General features: G+C 72.0%; 17 protein-coding genes and 1 pseudogene. 10 read left to right on the forward strand and 8 right to left on the reverse strand.

The genetic code is table 11. From position 1 onward, the window contains the following. Window positions 1-139: 139 nt before the first annotated feature. From ACFYRX_RS22070 to ACFYRX_RS22080, 3 genes are read right to left on the reverse strand one after another with little or no spacing between them, the layout of a single operon-like run. Complete coding sequence (locus ACFYRX_RS22070; protein WP_389102189.1) at window positions 140-2,125, reverse strand: FtsX-like permease family protein; 1,986 nt, start codon at window positions 2,123-2,125, stop codon at window positions 140-142. 15 nt (window positions 2,126-2,140) lie between these two features. Further along, on the reverse strand, window positions 2,141-2,824 hold the full coding sequence (locus ACFYRX_RS22075; RefSeq protein WP_389102192.1) for an ABC transporter ATP-binding protein: 684 nt from the start codon (window positions 2,822-2,824) through the stop codon (window positions 2,141-2,143). Between the two features lie 19 nt (window positions 2,825-2,843). Then, window positions 2,844-3,212: a DUF4333 domain-containing protein gene (locus tag ACFYRX_RS22080; RefSeq protein ID WP_389102195.1), complete on the reverse strand. Its 369-nt coding sequence runs from the start codon at window positions 3,210-3,212 to the stop codon at window positions 2,844-2,846. 176 nt (window positions 3,213-3,388) lie between these two features. Here ACFYRX_RS22080 and ACFYRX_RS22085 point away from each other — a divergent pair, with 176 nt between their 5' ends. The 8 genes and pseudogenes from ACFYRX_RS22085 (at window position 3,389) to ACFYRX_RS22120 (ending at window position 11,491) form a co-directional block, all read left to right on the forward strand. Continuing rightward, window positions 3,389-4,534: a sensor histidine kinase gene (locus tag ACFYRX_RS22085; RefSeq protein WP_389102198.1), complete on the forward strand. Its 1,146-nt coding sequence runs from the start codon at window positions 3,389-3,391 to the stop codon at window positions 4,532-4,534. Window positions 4,535-4,601: 67 nt separating this feature from the next. Then, a complete protein-coding gene (locus ACFYRX_RS22090) occupies window positions 4,602-5,243 on the forward strand; it encodes a helix-turn-helix domain-containing protein (RefSeq protein ID WP_389102201.1) in 642 nt (213 codons plus the stop codon). 52 nt (window positions 5,244-5,295) lie between these two features. After that, window positions 5,296-6,622 (forward strand): annotated as a pseudogene (locus ACFYRX_RS22095) (M24 family metallopeptidase). After that, window positions 6,622-7,599 (forward strand): thiamine pyrophosphate-dependent dehydrogenase E1 component subunit alpha, encoded by a 978-nt coding sequence (locus tag ACFYRX_RS22100; RefSeq protein WP_389102204.1) that lies wholly within the window; start codon window positions 6,622-6,624, stop codon window positions 7,597-7,599. Before ACFYRX_RS22095 ends, ACFYRX_RS22100 begins: the two are co-directional and overlap by 1 nt. Beyond that, the gene (locus tag ACFYRX_RS22105; RefSeq protein ID WP_389102206.1) at window positions 7,587-8,567 is read left to right on the forward strand and encodes an alpha-ketoacid dehydrogenase subunit beta; all 981 of its coding nucleotides are present in this window, start codon (window positions 7,587-7,589) and stop codon (window positions 8,565-8,567) included. Before ACFYRX_RS22100 ends, ACFYRX_RS22105 begins: the two co-directional genes overlap by 13 nt. Before the next feature lie 22 nt (window positions 8,568-8,589). Then, complete coding sequence (locus ACFYRX_RS22110; protein WP_389102209.1) at window positions 8,590-9,936, forward strand: amidohydrolase family protein; 1,347 nt, start codon at window positions 8,590-8,592, stop codon at window positions 9,934-9,936. Continuing rightward, window positions 9,933-10,805 (forward strand): cupin domain-containing protein, encoded by an 873-nt coding sequence (locus tag ACFYRX_RS22115; protein ID WP_389102212.1) that lies wholly within the window; start codon window positions 9,933-9,935, stop codon window positions 10,803-10,805. The genes ACFYRX_RS22110 and ACFYRX_RS22115 overlap by 4 nt, the downstream gene beginning before the upstream one ends. Next, on the forward strand, window positions 10,802-11,491 hold the full coding sequence (locus tag ACFYRX_RS22120; protein ID WP_389102215.1) for an SDR family NAD(P)-dependent oxidoreductase: 690 nt from the start codon (window positions 10,802-10,804) through the stop codon (window positions 11,489-11,491). Before ACFYRX_RS22115 ends, ACFYRX_RS22120 begins: the two co-directional genes overlap by 4 nt. Window positions 11,492-11,494: 3 nt before the next feature. Here the strand turns inward: ACFYRX_RS22120 and ACFYRX_RS22125 are convergent, their stop codons facing one another. The 5 genes from ACFYRX_RS22125 to ACFYRX_RS22145 form a co-directional block, all read right to left on the reverse strand. Beyond that, a complete protein-coding gene (locus tag ACFYRX_RS22125) occupies window positions 11,495-12,289 on the reverse strand; it encodes an SAM-dependent methyltransferase (protein WP_389102218.1) in 795 nt (264 codons plus the stop codon). 174 nt (window positions 12,290-12,463) lie between these two features. Then, complete coding sequence (locus ACFYRX_RS22130; RefSeq protein WP_389102220.1) at window positions 12,464-12,796, reverse strand: DUF3140 domain-containing protein; 333 nt, start codon at window positions 12,794-12,796, stop codon at window positions 12,464-12,466. A gap of 38 nt (window positions 12,797-12,834) precedes the next feature. Then, window positions 12,835-13,317: a Dps family protein gene (locus tag ACFYRX_RS22135; protein ID WP_389102222.1), complete on the reverse strand. Its 483-nt coding sequence runs from the start codon at window positions 13,315-13,317 to the stop codon at window positions 12,835-12,837. Further along, window positions 13,314-13,592: a WhiB family transcriptional regulator gene (locus tag ACFYRX_RS22140; protein WP_389102223.1), complete on the reverse strand. Its 279-nt coding sequence runs from the start codon at window positions 13,590-13,592 to the stop codon at window positions 13,314-13,316. The genes ACFYRX_RS22135 and ACFYRX_RS22140 overlap by 4 nt, the downstream gene beginning before the upstream one ends. 44 nt (window positions 13,593-13,636) lie before the next feature. After that, entirely contained in the window at window positions 13,637-14,446 is an 810-nt protein-coding gene (locus ACFYRX_RS22145; RefSeq protein ID WP_389102224.1) for an alpha/beta hydrolase, read from the reverse strand. Between the two features lie 147 nt (window positions 14,447-14,593). On the opposite strand from ACFYRX_RS22145, the gene ACFYRX_RS22150 reads away from it, so the two are divergent. Both ACFYRX_RS22150 and ACFYRX_RS22155 read left to right on the forward strand, forming a co-directional pair. Next, on the forward strand, window positions 14,594-15,367 hold the full coding sequence (locus tag ACFYRX_RS22150; protein WP_389102226.1) for a sulfite exporter TauE/SafE family protein: 774 nt from the start codon (window positions 14,594-14,596) through the stop codon (window positions 15,365-15,367). A gap of 92 nt (window positions 15,368-15,459) precedes the next feature. After that, window positions 15,460-16,206: a cobalt-precorrin-6A reductase gene (locus ACFYRX_RS22155; protein ID WP_389102229.1), complete on the forward strand. Its 747-nt coding sequence runs from the start codon at window positions 15,460-15,462 to the stop codon at window positions 16,204-16,206. Window positions 16,207-16,208 lie beyond the last annotated feature (2 nt).

Below are 16,208 nucleotides of genomic sequence, written 5' to 3' on the forward strand. Positions count from 1 at the left end.
CCTTGCGGCCTCGGTCTCGGCCCCGGCCCTGGTCTCGGCCCTGGCCCTGATCCCGGCCCCGGCCCCGGTCTCGGCCCCAGCCCCAGACCCGGCTCGTCGTGCCGTCTCCGACGGATGTCGGTCGCTCGTGGGTGGTGGTTCAGTCCGCGGTTCTCGCCGCGTCCTCGGTCACCCTCCGCAGCAGGGGCCGGCTGCCGCCGATCGCCGCGAACATGGCAAGGGCGCCGACGGCCACGCAGACCGCGAGTTCCAGTGCGCCGGTGACGTCGAGCGAGGCGCCGAAGGCCCTGTTGAGGCGGTAGGAGGCGTAGACGCCCAGGGCGGTGGTGCCGCCGGCCAGCACGACCAGGGGGATCACCGTCTCGCGGACCCGGGCCCGGTCCAGCACCCTCAGCGGGGTGCCGGCGAGGCGGAGGAGGCCGTAGATCCGGCGTCGGTCCAGGACGCCCGCGGCGGCGGTGAGACCGGCGGAGGTCGTGGCGACGAGGAAGCTGAGGGCCAGCGTCGCCGTGCTGACCTCGCCGAAGCGGCCGATGGCGGAGCGGTCGCCCGCCGTCGCGTAGTCCTGGGTGTACGGGAGGCGTCCCGGGTTCGCGGCGGTGAGCGCGGTGACGGCGGTGTCGAGCCGTGCCTGGCCGCCGCCGGTGACGTGGGCGATGACGCCCGGCGTGCCGTTGAGCAGCCCGTCCCAGTCGTCCTCGCCCACCGTGCGGACGGTCGCGCCGATGCCGGCGTCACGCAGGAGCGTACGGACCTCGGAGGCCCGCGCTCCCGCCACGGCCACCTGGTCCCGGTGCCCGGAACCGTCCGTGCCGATCATGCTCACCGCGAAGAACCCCGCCGCGAACCCGGCCAGCACCAGACCGCTGACCGTGCGCCAGGCGCCACGGGGGTCGTCGCTCAGGCGGCGGCCCGCCAGCAGGGTCGCCGGGCGGCGGGCGAAGCGGCTCACCAGCCGGCCGAGCCGGTCCACCACCCACGGCCCGAACAGCCAGAACGCCCCGTAGAACAGCAGGAGCAGAACGACCACCTGCCGGGTCGACACCTGCCCGCCGGTGGAGTTCCACACGTAGAGCAGGACCGCCACGAACAGCACGAACCGGATCCAACGGGTGCGCCGGGGATTCGCCTGCTGGGCGACCCCGAGCGGCGAGGTCGCGACCTGGCGCAGCATCGACACCGCGCTGACCGTGATGAGCCCGGTGACCGCGAGCACCACCGCCGCCAGCCACGGCAGTCCCACCCAGAGCTCGCCCGTGTACCAGCCGCCGATCCCGTACGGGACCTCGGCGAGCAGCGGAAGCAGCACCCCGTACAGCGCCGCGCCCGTCAGGGCACCGGCCGCGCCCAGCGCCGCGCTCTCCAGCGCGGTCATCCCGATGATCTGCCGCGGGGTCGCCCCGGCCAGCCGCAGCGCGGCCAGCTGCTGCTCGCGCCGGGCCGCGCCCAGCCGCCCGGAAGCCGCGGCGAGCACCACCACCGGCATCACCAGCAGGGCGACACCCAGCAGCGCGGTCGGCTGGTCGGTGTACGTGAACAGGCTCCGGTGGGTGCCGGAGAAACCGGTGATCTCGGCACGCGCGGCCTGGTCGAAGTCGTACACCGTGGACCCCACGGCCTTCTCGGACATCGCCGGATCGGTCGGCGCCCGTCCGACGACGACCACCAGTTCGTCCGGCGAGGCCAGACCGGCGGCGCCGATCGTGCCGTACGACGACACCTTCGGGAAGCGGTCGGCGAGCTGGTTCGCGGGCAGCCTGTGCAGCAGCGAGGCCAGGGCCGGGGAGACGTACACCGAGCCCTTGGCCGGGAAGGCCTTCAGGCCGGGCGGCGCTGGGGTTCCGGGGCGTCCGGCGAGCTGGGCGAGGGAGACCACGGTGACGGGCTCGTGACGTACGTAGGTCGTCGCGAGTGCCTGGACCGCGGTGCCGTGCTTCACGGGCTCGGGGGTGCGCCAGGCCGTGCGGTCGGCGCGGGCGCCGGAACCGAGGGCGGCGGCGAGCATTATCAGCAGGACGAACGCGCCGACGGCGGCCGCGCCGGCCGCGAGCAGCCGGCTCTGCAGTCCGCGGCGGCCGGAGGACCGGACGAGGTGCCAGGTCAGGGGGAGGACGGGGGAACGCATGACATCTCCTGCCGCTCAGGCGACCGTGTACTGGGTGTGGCCGCTGATGCGGCCGTCGCGGACCTGCAGGACGCGGTCGCAGTGGGCGGCGACGTCCGCGTCGTGGGTGACCATCACCAGGGCGGCGCCCGACTCGCGGGTGACGGAGGTCAGCAGTCGGACCACCTCCGTGCTGGTGTTCTGGTCGAGGGCGCCGGTCGGCTCGTCCGCGAAGACCACGTCGGGCTCGACGGCCAGGGCACGGGCGATCGCCACGCGTTGGGCCTGGCCACCGGAGAGCTGGCCGGGCCTGCGGTGCGCGAGGCCGTCGAGGCCCAGCGGCGCGAACCAGCGGCGGGCCCGCTCGACGGCCTGCTTGCGGGGTACGCCCTCCAGCATCAGCGGCAGGGCCACGTTCTCCTCGGCGGGCAGCTCCGGGAGCAGCTGGCCGGACTGGAAGACGAACCCGAAGCGTCTGCGGCGCAGCGCGCTCAGCCGGTTCTCGCCGAGCCGGTCGATGCGGTCGTTGCGCAGCAGCACCTCGCCGCCGTCCGGGCGGACGATCCCCGCGAGCGTGTGCAGAAGAGTGGACTTGCCGGAGCCTGAGGGACCCATGATCGCGAGCGAGTCGCGCTCGCGGACCTCGACGTCCACTCCGGCGAGCGCGGTGGTGGAGCCGTACTTCTTGACGAGGCCGTAACCGGCCAGGACGGTGTTCATGATGTGAGCGGGTCCTCTGCTAGCGGTCGAACTTCCAGGTGACGGACGTGGCCGAGGCCTTGACCACGGTGACGGGGATGTCGACGGAACCGCCGCCGCTCTTCTCGCCGGTGCAGGTGACGGTGGCGCCGGCGACGGCCTTCAGCCCGCTGGGGCAGGTCACGTCCGAGACCTTCACCCCGATCCAGGGCAGCGGGTGGTACTTGCTCTGGGTGCGGCCCTCGACGATGTTCGCGGCGAGCGCCTTGTGACCATCGACGGTCGCCGTGCTCCGCGCGTCCAGCGCGGTGGTCGACTCGGTGCCGGCCAGGAAGTGGGTGCCGAGCCCGAAGACGACGGCCGCGCCGGCCAGTCCGCCGACGGCGGTGACGAGGTACCTGCGTTGCATCACGTACTCCTGAGGACAGAGGGGAGGAGGTGCCTCCCCGGCGAAGTGGCTCCACCCTCGCCCGGTGGCCCGGGCGCCCGCCTCGGCCGAACGGCCACGGACTTCGGGCCCGGCGCGGCCGCGCCTCGACCGTTCGGCCGATCCCGTCGCCGTCACCCGCGCATACGGTGATCGGCATGAAGTCAGTCACCGCCCGGGGCTGCGTATCGGGCGCAGGCATCGGTGCCCTCGTCGCAGCTGCCGTCGTCGATCTCCTCGCCACGGGCGTCGACCGGGACATCGGCCTGCCGCAGACGGCCGTGCTGCTGATCGGCGCCGCCGCCGTCCTGTGGCCGGCCCACCGGCGCCCGCCCTGGCTCACCCCTCAACTGCGCACTGCCGTACCAGCCGTGGCATCGCTGCTGTGCACGCTCGACTCGGTGCTGCGCTCCAGTGCCCTGTTCGGACCGGGTGAGCCTGCGATCCTGCTGTGCCTGCTGTTCGTCGCCGTACGGCACTGTCCGCGCTCGTCAGTGGTGGCGTGTGCGTCGGCCGACGGGGCCGCCCTGCTCGCGCTGCCGGTGCGACTGTTCCTCGACGACGGCGAACTCATCCTGTCGTACATGGTGATCGGCCTCGTCCTGATCGGACTGACCGTGGCCTTCGCCGCGTATCTGCGCTCGCAGGACTACCGGCGGACCGTCGCGGTCAGCGAGACCCGGCGCTCGGAGCGCCTCGCCATCGCCGCCGACCTGCACGACTTCGTCGCCCACCATGTCACCGGCATCCTGGTGCAGACCCAGGTGGCCCGCATGATGGCGGAGTCCGACTCCGACGACCTCGATCCCGTCCTCGCCGACGTCGAGCGTGCCGCGACCGAGGCGCTCGCCTCGATGCGCCGCACGGTCGGCGTCCTGCGCGACACCGAGGACGCCGCCGACCGCCGCCCGGTGGGCGACCTCGCGGGCATCGCCGGGCTGGTCGACGGCTTCTCGAGCCCCGTCCAGAAGGCCACCCTGCACCGCGAACCCACCGTTTCCGACGACCTCCCGCACGAGGTCCAGGCGGCGGCCTTCCGCGTCGTGCAGGAGGCGCTGACCAACGTACGGCGGCACGCGGGCGACGCCACCCAGGTCACCGTCGGGCTGCGGTACCAGCAGGCCCGCCTGGAGGTGACCGTGTCCGACGACGGACGCGGCGGCAGCCAGTTGCCGGCGGCGGCCCACGGGGGCGGCTTCGGGCTGGTCGGTCTGAAGGAGCGGGTGACGGCGCTGGGCGGGGAACTGCACGCCGGGCCGCGGGACCGGTACGGATGGGAGGTGCGCGCGGTCTTTCCCGGGTGATGCGGGTGGTCTTCCGGGGGCGAGGGCCGCGATGTTCAATGGGGCTGCACACGAGAGGAGCCCGCCCGTGTCCCCTGCCCCCGTGCCGTCGGTCGGCGCGCGCATCCGGCAGGCCCGTCTGGAGCGCGGCCGGAGCCTGCGCGCCCTGGCCCGCGAGGTCGGTGTCTCCGCGAGCCTGGTCTCCCAGATCGAGACCGGGAAGAGCCAGCCGTCGGTGAGCACGCTGTACGCCATCACCACGGCTCTCGGCGTATCCGTCGAAACCCTCTTCGAGGTCCGGGAGACCGCCGTGGCGGCGAGTTCGGCCCCGGTCGTGCACGCGCTGGCGGCCTTCGCGGCCGACCCCGGCCGGCGCATCGGCCCCCTGGTCACCCCCGGTGAACGGGAGGTGCTGGAACTGGACTCCGGTGTCGTGTGGGAGCGGCTCGGGCACGTGCCCGGCACGGACGTCGACTTCCTGCTCGTCACCTACCGGCCCGGCGGTTCCTCCTCCGGCTCGGGCGGTCTGATGCGGCACCCCGGCACGGAGTACGGCTGTCTGACCTCCGGCGAGCTCGTGCTCACCCTCGGCTTCGACGAACAGGTCCTGCGCCCCGGCGACGCCGTCTGCTTCGAGTCCACGACCCCGCACCGCTACCGCAACGACGGCGACGAACCCGCCGTGGGTGTCTGGTTCGTCGCCGGCCAAGCCGGCCAAAGTGTTCAGTGACACTTGACACCCCTCGCGGTCGGTCGTTGACTCGATGGTGGGGGTGGTCGCGATGGCGATCCGCACGTACGGCCCCAATGCCGTCGACTGGGAAGAGCGCGTCGACCTGGACCGGCTGCGCCGACAGCGCCTGGCCCGGCTGCACGAGACGCTGAACCGCTCCGAGCTGGGCGCCGTGCTCAGCTTCGACTTCGCCAACATCCGCTACATGACCGCCACGCACATCGGCACCTGGGCGATGGACAAGCTGATCCGCTTCGCCCTGCTGGTCCGCGGCGGCGAGCCGATCGTCTGGGACTTCGGCTCCGCCGCCCGCCACCACCAGCTGTACAACCCCTGGCTCGACCACGGCGACGGCAAGGACGGCCCGCCCACCGGAGCCCGCGCCGGCATCTCCACGCTGCGCGGCGCCTTCCACCCGGACGCCGGGATCGCCGAGGACGTCGCCAAGAAGATCGCCACCGAACTCCGCGCCCACGGCCTGGCCGGTGAACCGCTCGGCATCGACGTCGCCGAGATGCCGGTCCTCGCCGCCCTGCGCGCCGAGGGCATCGACGTCGTCGACGGACAGCAGGTCTTCCTGGAGGCCCGTCGGATCAAGACCGGCGACGAGATCTCCCTGCTCGCCCAGGCCTGCGCGATGGTCGACGCGGCCTACGAGGAGCTCTACGGCTATCTGCGCCCCGGGGTCCGCGAGAACGAGTGCGTCGGACTCGTCAGCAAGGTCCTCTACGACCTCGGCAGCGAGTACGTCGAAGGCGTCAACGCCATCTCCGGGGAACGCTGTTCACCCCACCCGCACGTCTACAGCGACCGCCTGATCCGCCCCGGCGAACCCCGCCTTCTTCGACATCCTGCACAGCCACCTCGGCTACCGCACCTGCTACTACCGCACCTTCGCCGTCGGCAGCGCCTCCCGCGCCCAGCGCGACGCCTACGTGCGCTGCCGGGAGTACATGGACGAGGCGATATCCCTGGTCCGGCCGGGCGCCACCACCGCCGACATCGTCCAGGTGTGGCCGCGCGCCGAGGAGTTCGGCTTCGCCGACGAGACCGCCGCCTTCGCCCTCCAGTACGGCCACGGCGTGGGCCTGTCGATCTGGGAGAAGCCCATCTTCAGCCGCCTGGTCTCCCTCGACCACCCCGAAGTCCTCGAAGCGGGCATGGTGTTCGCCCTGGAGACCTACTGGCCCGCCGCCGACGGCTGGTCCGCCGCCCGCATCGAGGAGGAGCTGGTCGTCACCGCCGACGGCTGCGAGGTCATCACCAAGTTCCCCGCCGAGGAACTGCTGGTGGCGGGCCGCAAGTACTGGACGGTGGGCGGCGAGCTGAACACCCGCCGTGAGTCGCAGTCGCACCTGAACAACGGGAAGCACTGATGGAGCCGGCCGAACTCCTCACCCTGTACGGGCAGATGGCCCTCATCCGCCGTACCGAGAAGGCCGCCCACGACCTCTTCCTCCAGGGCCTCGTCAAGGGCACCACCCACCTCGCCGCCGGCCACGAGGCGATCGCCGTCGGCGCGAGCGCCGCCCTGCGCGACGACGACTACGTCTTCGCCACCTACCGCGGCCACCACCACGCGCTGGCCCGGGGCGCCACCCCCGAGGAGTGCCTCGCCGAACTCATGAGCAGGGCAACGGGATTGTGCAAGGCCAAGGGCGGCTCCATGCACCTCACCAAGGCCGACGCGCACATGCTCGGCTCCTACGCCATCGTCGGCGCCCACCTCCCGATGGCGGTCGGCGCCGCCTGGTCCGCCCGGCTGCGCGGCACCGGACAGCTCGCGGTCGCCTTCTTCGGCGACGGCGCCACCAACATCGGCGCCTTCCACGAGGCGCTCAACCTGGCCGCCGTAAGGAAACTGCCCGTGCTGTTCGTCTGCGAGAACAACCTCTACATGGAGTACACGCCGATCGCCGACGTGACCGCGGTGCCCCGGCCCGCCGCCGACCGGGCACCCGCGTACGGCATCCCCGGCGAGGTGGTCGACGGCAACGACGTCGTCGCCGTACAGGAGGCGGTGGCAGAGCTGGCGCGGCGGGCCCGGGCCGGAGACGGGCCCGCCGTACTGGAGGCCGCGACCTACCGCCACTTCGGGCACAGCCGGTCCGATCCGGCGACCTACCGCCCGGCCGAGGAGGTCGAACGCTGGCTCAAGCACGACCCGTTGGACATCGCGCGGGGCCGGCTGATCGAGGCCGGGGTGCCCGAGGAGAAGGTCACCGAGGCCGACGAGCGGGCCCGTGATGTCGTACGACGGGCCGTCGAGGCGGCGAAGAACGCGCCACCGCCCGATCCGCGCGAGGCGTTCACCGACGTATGGGCCGACGGAGGTGCCGCATGGCGGACGTGATCACGTATCGCGAGGCGGTCGCCGAGGGCATCGCGCGGGAGATGCGGCGGGACCCGGCCGTGGTGTGCCTGGGGGAGGACATCGGCGAGGCCGGCGGGGTGTTCAAGACGACCGCCGGGCTGTTCAAGGAGTTCGGACCCGAGCGGGTGTGGGACACGCCGATCTCCGAACAGGCCATCGTGGGCGCGGCGATGGGCGCCGCGATGACCGGGATTCGGCCCGTCGCGGAGATCATGTTCTCCGACTTTTTGGCCTGTTGTTGGGACTACCTCGCCAACGAGATACCCAAAGTGCGTTACATGACGGGTGGTCAGGTCACCGTGCCCCTCGTCGTTCGCACCGCCAACGGCGGCGGGCTCGGTTTCGGCGCCCAGCACTCCCAGGCCACGGAGAACTGGGCGCTGACCGTGCCCGGGCTGAAGATCGCGGCACCCGCCACTCCCGCCGACGTGACCGGGATGATGGCGGCGGCGATCCGCAGCGACGACCCGGTCGTCTTCTTCGAGCACAAGGCACTGCTGGCCACCAAGGGCCCGCCCCCGCCGCCGGACCACGTGGTCGAGCTGGGGCGGGCGGCCGTCGTCCGCGAGGGCGCCGACGTGACGCTGGTGGCGCTGGCGTCGATGGTGCCGGTCGCCCTGAAGGCCGCCGCACTGCTCGCCGCGGACGGCATCGACGTCGAGGTCGTCGACCTGCGCTGTCTCGTCCCCCTGGACATGGCCACCGTCCTCGCCTCGCTCGGCCGGACATCCCGGCTGGTCGTCGTCGAGGAGAACCCGTACCAGGGCGGCTGGGGCGCCACCGTCGTCTCGGTCGTCGCCGACGAGGGGTTCGGGCTGCTGGACGCGCCGGTGCGGCGGGTGGCGGGGGAGTGCGTGCCGCTGCCCTTCGCCGACGCGCTGGAGGAACAGGTCATTCCCACCGTCGACAAGGTCGTGGCGGCCGTCAGGAGTCTGGCCGCGTACTGAACACCCCTGAGGAGGAAACGCGATGACCCGTCGGACACTCCTTCGTGCCGGACACGTGCTCTCGATGGACCCCGACGTGGGGGATCTGCCGAGCGGGGACGTCCTCATCGAGGACGGGAGGATCGCGGCGGTGGACCGCGAGATCAGCGCGGACGCCGAAGTCCTCGACATGACGGGCCGGATCGTCGTCCCCGGCTTCGTCGACACCCACCGCCACACCTGGGAGGCCTCGATCCGCAATGTGGCGCCCGACGCCACCCTCGACGACTACTTCGTCGACATCCTCGACACCTTCGCCCCCCTCTACACCCCCGAGGACGTGTACGCGGCCAACCTCGCGGGCGCCCTGGAATGTCTCAACGCGGGCATCACCACGCTCGTCGACTGGTCCCACATCAACAACACGCCCGAGCACCCGGACGCGGCGATCCGGGCCCTCACGGAGAGCGGTATCCGCGCCCAGTACGCGTACGGCAGCGCCAACACCTCCCTCGCCGACTACTGGTTCGAGAGCAAGATCGCGATCCCGGGCGACGACGTACGCCGGATCCGCGCCGAGCACTTCGCCTCCGACGACGGCCTGCTCACCCTGGCGCTGGCCACCCGCGGCCCCGGCTTCTGCGTCAACGACGTCGTCACCTCCGAATGGGCGCTGGCCCGCGAACTCGACATCCCGATCACCGTGCACGTGGCGATGGGACGGCTCGCCGGCCGCTTCGGCATGGTCAAGCAGCTGAACGACCTCGGCCTGCTCGGCCCCGACACCACCTACATCCACTGCTGCTACCTCAGCGAGGAGGAGTGGCGCCTCGTCGCCGACAGCGGCGGTACGGTCTCCATCGCACCGCAGGTCGAGACGCAGATGGGGCACGGCTGGCCGCCGGTGATGAAGGCCATCGAGCACGGACTGCGGCCGTCCCTGAGCATCGACGTCGTCACCACCGTCCCCGGCGACATGTTCACCCAGATCCGCGCGGCCTTCGGCGCCGAGCGCGCCCGCGTCAACGCGGTCAGCTGGCAGGCCGACACCCCGGTCCCCGAAATGATGTTGACGGCACGTCAGATGCTGGAGATCGCCACCCGCAACGGCGCCCATGTCGCAGGCCTGGAGGACCGCACCGGCTCGCTCACCCCGGGCAAGCGCGCCGACATCGTCGCCATCGACGCAACGGCCCTGAACGTGGCCCCCGTTCACGACGCCGCCGCAGCGGTCGCACTGAGCGCCGACGTCTCCAACGTGGAGACCGTCATCGTCGACGGGGTCGTACGCAAGCGCGACGGCAGGCTCACGGCGGACGTGGCACGCGCCCTGCGGCTCGTCGAGGAGTCCCGCGACCGGCTGCTGGCCGCGAAGGAGGCCCGGGCGTGACGCTGCACCTGGTGCGCCGTGCCACCGACCTCCCGGAGCCGTCGTACGACGAACACGGCTACCGGCGACGGGAGTTGGTCGGCGAGGACGACGGCAGCTCGCACACCGGTTTCGGGGTGTGCGAGCTGCGCCCCGACGGAGGTGTCGCGGCCCATGTGCACTCGTACGAGGAGAGCTTCCACATCCTGGACGGCACGGTGGTTCTCGACGTGCCCGAGGGCGCGTACCTGCTGGAGGAGGGCGACTACGGACTCCTCCAGACCGGGGTCCCGCACGCCTGGCGCGGCGCCGGGGACACCGCCGCCCGCTGGGCGGACATGCTCGCCCCGGTGCCGCGGGCCCGGTACGGGCACGACACCCAGCCGGTCGCTCCGTGGCCGCGGCGTGCCCCTGCCCGTATCGACGTCCGCGACCCGCGGACGCGGTCCTTCGGTCACTTCGAACCCGCGCAGATGGACCCCGGCAAACAGTCCCAGGACCTGCTCGCGGTGTCGGCGAGCATGCGGACCGCGCTGCTCGTCTACAGCGGGATCACCGTGAAGATGATGGTCGACGGCGACCTCGGCGCGGTCGCCTCGACGATGTTCATGGTGCAGTACGCGCCCGACGGCATCGCAGGCACCCACGACCACCCTTTCGAGGAGACCTATCTGTTCCTCGAAGGGGAGGCGGACGCGGTGTTCGACGGCACGCGGTACCGGCTCGGCCCGGGCGACTGCGCCTGGGCGGGCGCCGGTTGTGTGCACGGCTTCGCCAACGCCGGCGAGGGACCGCTGCGTTGGCTGGAGACGCAGGCGCCGCAGCCGCCGGTGCGGCACTCCTACCGGTTCACCCGGGACTGGGAATACCTGAGGGAGGCGTCCCGATGAGCAGTGTCGTGGTGATCGGTGGAACCGCGGGCATCGGGCGGGAGTTCGCCCGGGTGCGCGCCGACCGGGGTGACGAGGTGGTGATCACCGGACGGGACGCCCACCGCGCCGACACCGCGGCCAAGGAGATCGGCGCCCGGGGACTCGCCCTCGATCTCGCCCGGCCGAAGGACATCGCCGACGCGCTGAGCAGCGTGGGGCGCGTCGACCACCTCGTGATCGCGGGCGTCTCCCGCGACGAGAACCGGGTGAGCGACTACGACATCGACGCGGCCCTCCACCTCGTCACGCTCAAACTCGTCGGCTACACCGAGGTCGTGCACACGCTGCGGTCCCGGCTGCACGAGGACAGCGCCGTCGTGCTGTTCGGTGGCCAGGCCAAGGAGCGCCCCTATCCCGGGGCGACGACCGTGGCGACCGTCAACGCCGGTGTGACCGGGCTGGTCCACACCCTCGCCGTCGAGCTCGCTCCCGTTCGCGTCAATGCGATCCACCCCGGCGTCGTGGGCGACAGCCCCTACTGGCGGGCCAAGCCGGAGGAGGTCCTGGCAGGGCCGCGGGCCAGGACGCCGACCGGACGGCTCGCGACCATGGCCGACGTGGTGGACGCCGTGGACTTCCTGCTGCGCAACGGCTCGGTCAACGCGGTGGGGTTGAGCGTGGACGGGGGTTGGCTGCTGGGGTGAGGGCTACCGCTTGATGCCGACGGCCCCGTACAGCGACACGAGGTCGCCGTCCTCCCGCTCGTCCGGACGCCACCGCGACAGGGACACGATGCCCGGCTCCAGCACCTCGAGTCCCCTGAAGAGACGGCTCACTTCGTCGTGCGAGCGGGCCACGAGGGTCACCCCGCTCGCCGTGTACGCCGCGATGCCCGAGTTCACCTTCTCCGGATCGAAGTCCGCCGTCATCGCCGACAGCACCAGACAACTGCCCGGCGCGAGCGCGCCGACCAGCTTGTCCACCAGCTCCTGGGCGCCGTCCTCGTCGGAGACGAAGTGCAGCAGCGCGATCAGCGACAGCGCGACGGGCTCCTCGAAGTCGAGGACGGCCGAGGCCCCTTGGAGGATCCGCTCCGGCTCGCGGGCGTCCGCCTGGAGGTAGTGTGTCGCCCCCTCCGGGGTGCCGTGCAGCAGGGCGGCCGAGTGAGCGAGGACGATCGGGTCGTTGTCGACGTACACCACCCGCGCGTCCGGTACGGCGGACTGGGCGACCTGGTGGAGGTTGGGCTCGGTGGGGATGCCGGAACCGATGTCGAGGAACTGGCGGATTCCCGCCTCCCGTACGGCGACCCGGGTGGCCCGCTCCATGAACCGGCGGTTGGCGCGCGCCTGCCGGGGAGCGTCCCCCTGGGCGGTGATCCGCTGCCCGAGTTCCTCGTCTACCGGGTAGTTGTCCTTCCCGCCGAGGAACCAGTCGTACACCCGGGCCGGATGCGGCCTGCTCGTGTCGATCCGCCTGCCGGCCGGCTCGGTCCCGGTCACACAAGGCTCCTCTGATCGCTTTCGACACTGTGTGCGAGCAGTGTGCCACGGTCACCCGGCACGGAAGGCTGTCTTCGGTCACCTCGCCGACAACGGCCGCGGACCTCGGCACGCCACAGCACCGGCAGCCGGTACAGCGGCTGCCGGTGCTGTTCGCCTACGTGTCCACCACGGTCACGGCCTGAGCGGATCGTGCCCGACGGTCATCAGCCGGTGCCGACGGTGGGTCCTGTCCGCCTCGGGTTCGTTCTCCACGTCGGCCTCCGCGGCGACGGTGTCCACGACGTCGAACATCACCTCGATGTCGTCGACGGTCAGATCCGTCCGCCGCTTCTGGAGGATCGCCAGGACATGCTGTCCCAGGGGCTCACCCGCGTGCTCCGGCAGCGGTTCCGCGGACTCGTCGGCGTCGCTCACCCGCAGCCAGGCGGCGAGTTCCTGCGAGGTCATGTTCACCGCACGGTGGAAGTCCTCCCACAGCGCGTCGAGTTCGAGGGCGTCGGTCATCGGGGTCCCTTCCGTGCGTGCGTCCGGCGGCCGCGCCGTCAGTCGTCCTTCGGCCAGTTCTCCGCGTCGAACATCCAGCGCTGCTTCTCCAGTTCCGCGGTGATGCCGATCAGCAGGTCCTGGGAGACCGGGTCGGCCTTCTCGGTCGCCTCGATGCGCTCGCGCAGTCGCCCGATGGCCGCCGTCAGGCACTCGACCATGACCTCGACGACATCGGTGTCCCGCACCCAGCCGTTCTTCGGGCTGGGCAGGGTGAAGGCGGAGGCGATCGTCTCGGGCCGGCCGTCGGGCGGCAGGCCGAGCGCTGCGGCGCGCTCCGCGACCGTGTCGGAGAAGTCGCGGGCGGCCGTGACCACCTCGTCGAGCTGGAGATGGATGGAACGGAAACGCGGCCCCACCAGGTTCCAGTGGGCCTGCTTCCCGATGAGGGAGAGCCCGACGAGGTCCACCAGGGTGCTCTGCAACGCGTCCCCGGTGACCTGACGGGCGTCGTCGGGAAGGGTGCTCTTCATGACAGTCATACGGTGCTTCTCCTTCCGGCGTCGGCCGTGGACGCCCGGGTGCGGTCCCCGGCCGTCCGGAGCAGCGCGTCGCGTTCCTCCTCGCAGGTCCCGCCCCACACACCCGCGGCCTGTTTGCTGCTGAGGGCGTAGGACAGACACTGGACCGTCACCGGACAGCGGGCACAGACGCGTTTCGCGGCCGCCGCGTCCCGCAGTGCCGGTCCCTGTGTGCCCACGGGAAAGAACAGCTCGGGGTCCTCTCCCACGCAGGCAGCTCGACGCAACCACTCCATGGAGGCGCGGGTGCCCCGGGCGAACCCCCGCAAACGGCGTCGTCTCAGCGCCTGAGCACACCGTCGATGAAGTCCGTCACATCCGCGAAGACGGCCGCCCTGTTCGTCTCGTTGAACACCTCGTGCCGGGCACCGGCGTAGATCCGCTCGGTGAGCCTCTCGCCCCTGATCTCCTCGACTCCCACCCGGCTGCCGGCGAGCGGAACGAGCCGGTCGTCGTCACCGTGCAGCCACAGCAGCGGGAGCGGGCCCACGTCACCGCCCCGGGACACGGCCTTCAGGGTGCGGGCGAACGACTCCACCGTCGGCCGCTTCATCGGCCCGTGCCAGACCAGGGGGTCCGCCAGGTACGCCGCGCCCACCTCCGGGTCGCGGGACAGCGAGGCCGGGCTGATGGGCGTGGCGGGGATCTCGTCCAGGGCGAGCAGCGCGCCCGGCAGCTCCCAGGCGCCGATCACCGGCCCCGACAGCACGAGAGCGGCGAGCTCGGGGCCGTACCGCTGGGCGAAGCGGGCGGCGATCAGACCGCCCATGGAGTGCCCGACCATGACGAGGGGGACGCCGGGGTGAACGCCCCTGGCCAGGTCGGCCACCGCGTGCACATCCGTGACGACGTCCTCGAAGTCCTCGATCAGGACCCGCTCACCGGCGGACCTCCCGTGCCCGATGTGATCGGGTCCGAAGACGGCCGCGCCGTGCGCCACGAGCATGTCGGCGAGCTCCTCGTACCGGCCGACGTGCTCGCCGTAGCCGTGCACCACGAGAGCCGCGTACCGCGGCCGGTCGTGCGGCCACTCGCGCACGGCGAGGTGGCCGTGGGCGGCGGTGAGGGAGTGCTCGCGGGAGTCGGTCATGGTTCCTCCGGCTGCGTCGTGATCCGAAACTGGCAGAGATCGTCAAGGCCGTCGGCCTTCCTTCGTGCCGTCGGCCGAAGCAACAGGACCACAAAGCGAGACGGCACTTACACCACCTGGTTACCTGCGCCTAGCATCGGTCTCCGCATGAACACGATGACCCTCTGGCACATCTCCGGCTGGCAGTTCGCCGCACTCGCGGCCGCCGCCCTGCTCGTCGGCTTCTCCAAGACGGCCGTGAGCGGGGCCAACACGGTCAGTCTCGCGATCTTCGCCGCCGTGCTGCCCGCCCGCGCCTCCACCGGCGCCCTGCTGCCCCTCCTGATCGCCGGGGACGTGCTCGCGGTACTCACCTACCGGCGGCACGCCCACTGGCCCACGCTGTGGAAACTGTTCCCCGCGGTCGCCGTCGGCGTGGTCGCCGGCACGCTGTTCCTGGAGTGGGCGGACGACGGGATCGTCCGCACGTCGATCGGCGCGATCCTGCTGCTGATGGCCGGGGTGACGGTGTGGCGCCGCCGCACGGCCGACGCGGAGGTGGAGCCCGACACGGTCAGCACTCGGACCGGCCGTGTCAAGGCCCGTTCCTACGGCGTCCTCGGCGGCTTCACCACGATGGTCGCCAACGCCGGCGGCCCGGTGATGTCGATGTACCTGCTGTCGGCGGGCTTCCGCAAGCTCGGCTTCCTCGGCACCTCGGCGTTCTTCTTCCTGATCGTCAACGTCTCCAAGGTGCCCTTCAGCGTCGGCCTCGGCCTCATCGACGGCCACTCGCTGCTGCTCGACCTCGCCCTCGTGGCGTTCGTCGTACCCGGCGCGTTCCTGGGCAAGTGGGCTGTGGGCCGGATCAACCAGCGGCTCTTCGAGCGACTGGTGATCGCGGCGACGGTGGTGGGCGGCGTACAACTGCTGCTCGGCTGACCCCGGCCGGGACCGTCTTCGCGGGGGCCCCGGCAAGCACGCCGGGCACCCACCAGGCTGCTCCCCGCCCCTGACCTCGTACGCTACCCGCCATGTCCCCGCACGTCCTGATCCTCGGTGGCACCACCGAGGCCCGTGAACTGGCCGCCGTGCTCACGGCCCGGCCGGGAGTCCGCGTGACCACCTCCCTCGCGGGGAGGGTGACCCGGCCGGGGGCGATCGCGGGGGACGTACGGATCGGGGGCTTCGGCGGGGCACCGGGACTGGCCGAGTGGCTGCGCCACGAACACGTCGACGCCCTGGTCGACGCCACCCACCCTTTCGCCCGCACGATCACCGCCCATGCGGCTCACGCGGCGCGGTCGACCGGCGTGCCCTCGGTGGTGCTGCGCCGCCCGGGTTGGCGGCCCGGACCGGGGGACCGCTGGCATCCCGTCGGCTCACTCGACGAGGCCGCGGATTTGCTGCCGAGCCTCGGCCGGCGGGTGTTCCTGACCACGGGCCGCATGGACCTCGCCGCCTTCGCCCACCTCACCGGCCCGCACTTCCTCGTACGGTCGGTGGAGCCGCCCGAGCCGCCGATGCCCCCGCACACCGAAGTGCTCCTGGCCCGCGGCCCGTTCACCGTGGCCGACGAGTCGGCGCTCCTCCGGGCCCACCGCATCGACGTACTGGTGACCAAGGACAGCGGGGGAGCGGCCACGTCCGCCAAACTCACGGCCGCCCGCGAACTGGCCCTGCCCGTGGTGGTCGTACGCCGACCGCCCCTCCCGGAAGGGGTGACCGCGCTGCCCGACGTGGCGGCGGTCGTGGAGTGGCTGGGCCTGGACTCGCCGTGACA

Origin of the sequence: Streptomyces sp. NPDC005374 (assembly GCF_042872225.1) — a bacterium.
Lineage (GTDB): Bacteria > Actinomycetota > Actinomycetes > Streptomycetales > Streptomycetaceae > Streptomyces.

Bases quoted from the DNA above. Each gene is read 5' to 3' on its own strand.
- ACFYRX_RS22070 (WP_389102189.1), bottom strand. From the start codon at position 2,125: ATGCGTTCCCCCGTCCTCCCCCTGACCTGGCACCTCGTCCGGTCCTCC.
- ACFYRX_RS22075 (WP_389102192.1), bottom strand. From the start codon at position 2,824: ATGAACACCGTCCTGGCCGGTTACGGCCTCGTCAAGAAGTACGGCTCC.
- ACFYRX_RS22080 (WP_389102195.1), bottom strand. From the start codon at position 3,212: ATGCAACGCAGGTACCTCGTCACCGCCGTCGGCGGACTGGCCGGCGCG.
- ACFYRX_RS22085 (WP_389102198.1), top strand. From the start codon at position 3,389: ATGAAGTCAGTCACCGCCCGGGGCTGCGTATCGGGCGCAGGCATCGGT.
- ACFYRX_RS22100 (WP_389102204.1), top strand. From the start codon at position 6,622: ATGGAGCCGGCCGAACTCCTCACCCTGTACGGGCAGATGGCCCTCATC.
- ACFYRX_RS22105 (WP_389102206.1), top strand. From the start codon at position 7,587: ATGGCGGACGTGATCACGTATCGCGAGGCGGTCGCCGAGGGCATCGCG.
- ACFYRX_RS22110 (WP_389102209.1), top strand. From the start codon at position 8,590: ATGACCCGTCGGACACTCCTTCGTGCCGGACACGTGCTCTCGATGGAC.
- ACFYRX_RS22120 (WP_389102215.1), top strand. From the start codon at position 10,802: ATGAGCAGTGTCGTGGTGATCGGTGGAACCGCGGGCATCGGGCGGGAG.
- ACFYRX_RS22130 (WP_389102220.1), bottom strand. From the start codon at position 12,796: ATGACCGACGCCCTCGAACTCGACGCGCTGTGGGAGGACTTCCACCGT.
- ACFYRX_RS22135 (WP_389102222.1), bottom strand. From the start codon at position 13,317: ATGACTGTCATGAAGAGCACCCTTCCCGACGACGCCCGTCAGGTCACC.
- ACFYRX_RS22140 (WP_389102223.1), bottom strand. From the start codon at position 13,592: ATGGAGTGGTTGCGTCGAGCTGCCTGCGTGGGAGAGGACCCCGAGCTG.
- ACFYRX_RS22145 (WP_389102224.1), bottom strand. From the start codon at position 14,446: ATGACCGACTCCCGCGAGCACTCCCTCACCGCCGCCCACGGCCACCTC.
- ACFYRX_RS22150 (WP_389102226.1), top strand. From the start codon at position 14,594: ATGAACACGATGACCCTCTGGCACATCTCCGGCTGGCAGTTCGCCGCA.
- ACFYRX_RS22155 (WP_389102229.1), top strand. From the start codon at position 15,460: ATGTCCCCGCACGTCCTGATCCTCGGTGGCACCACCGAGGCCCGTGAA.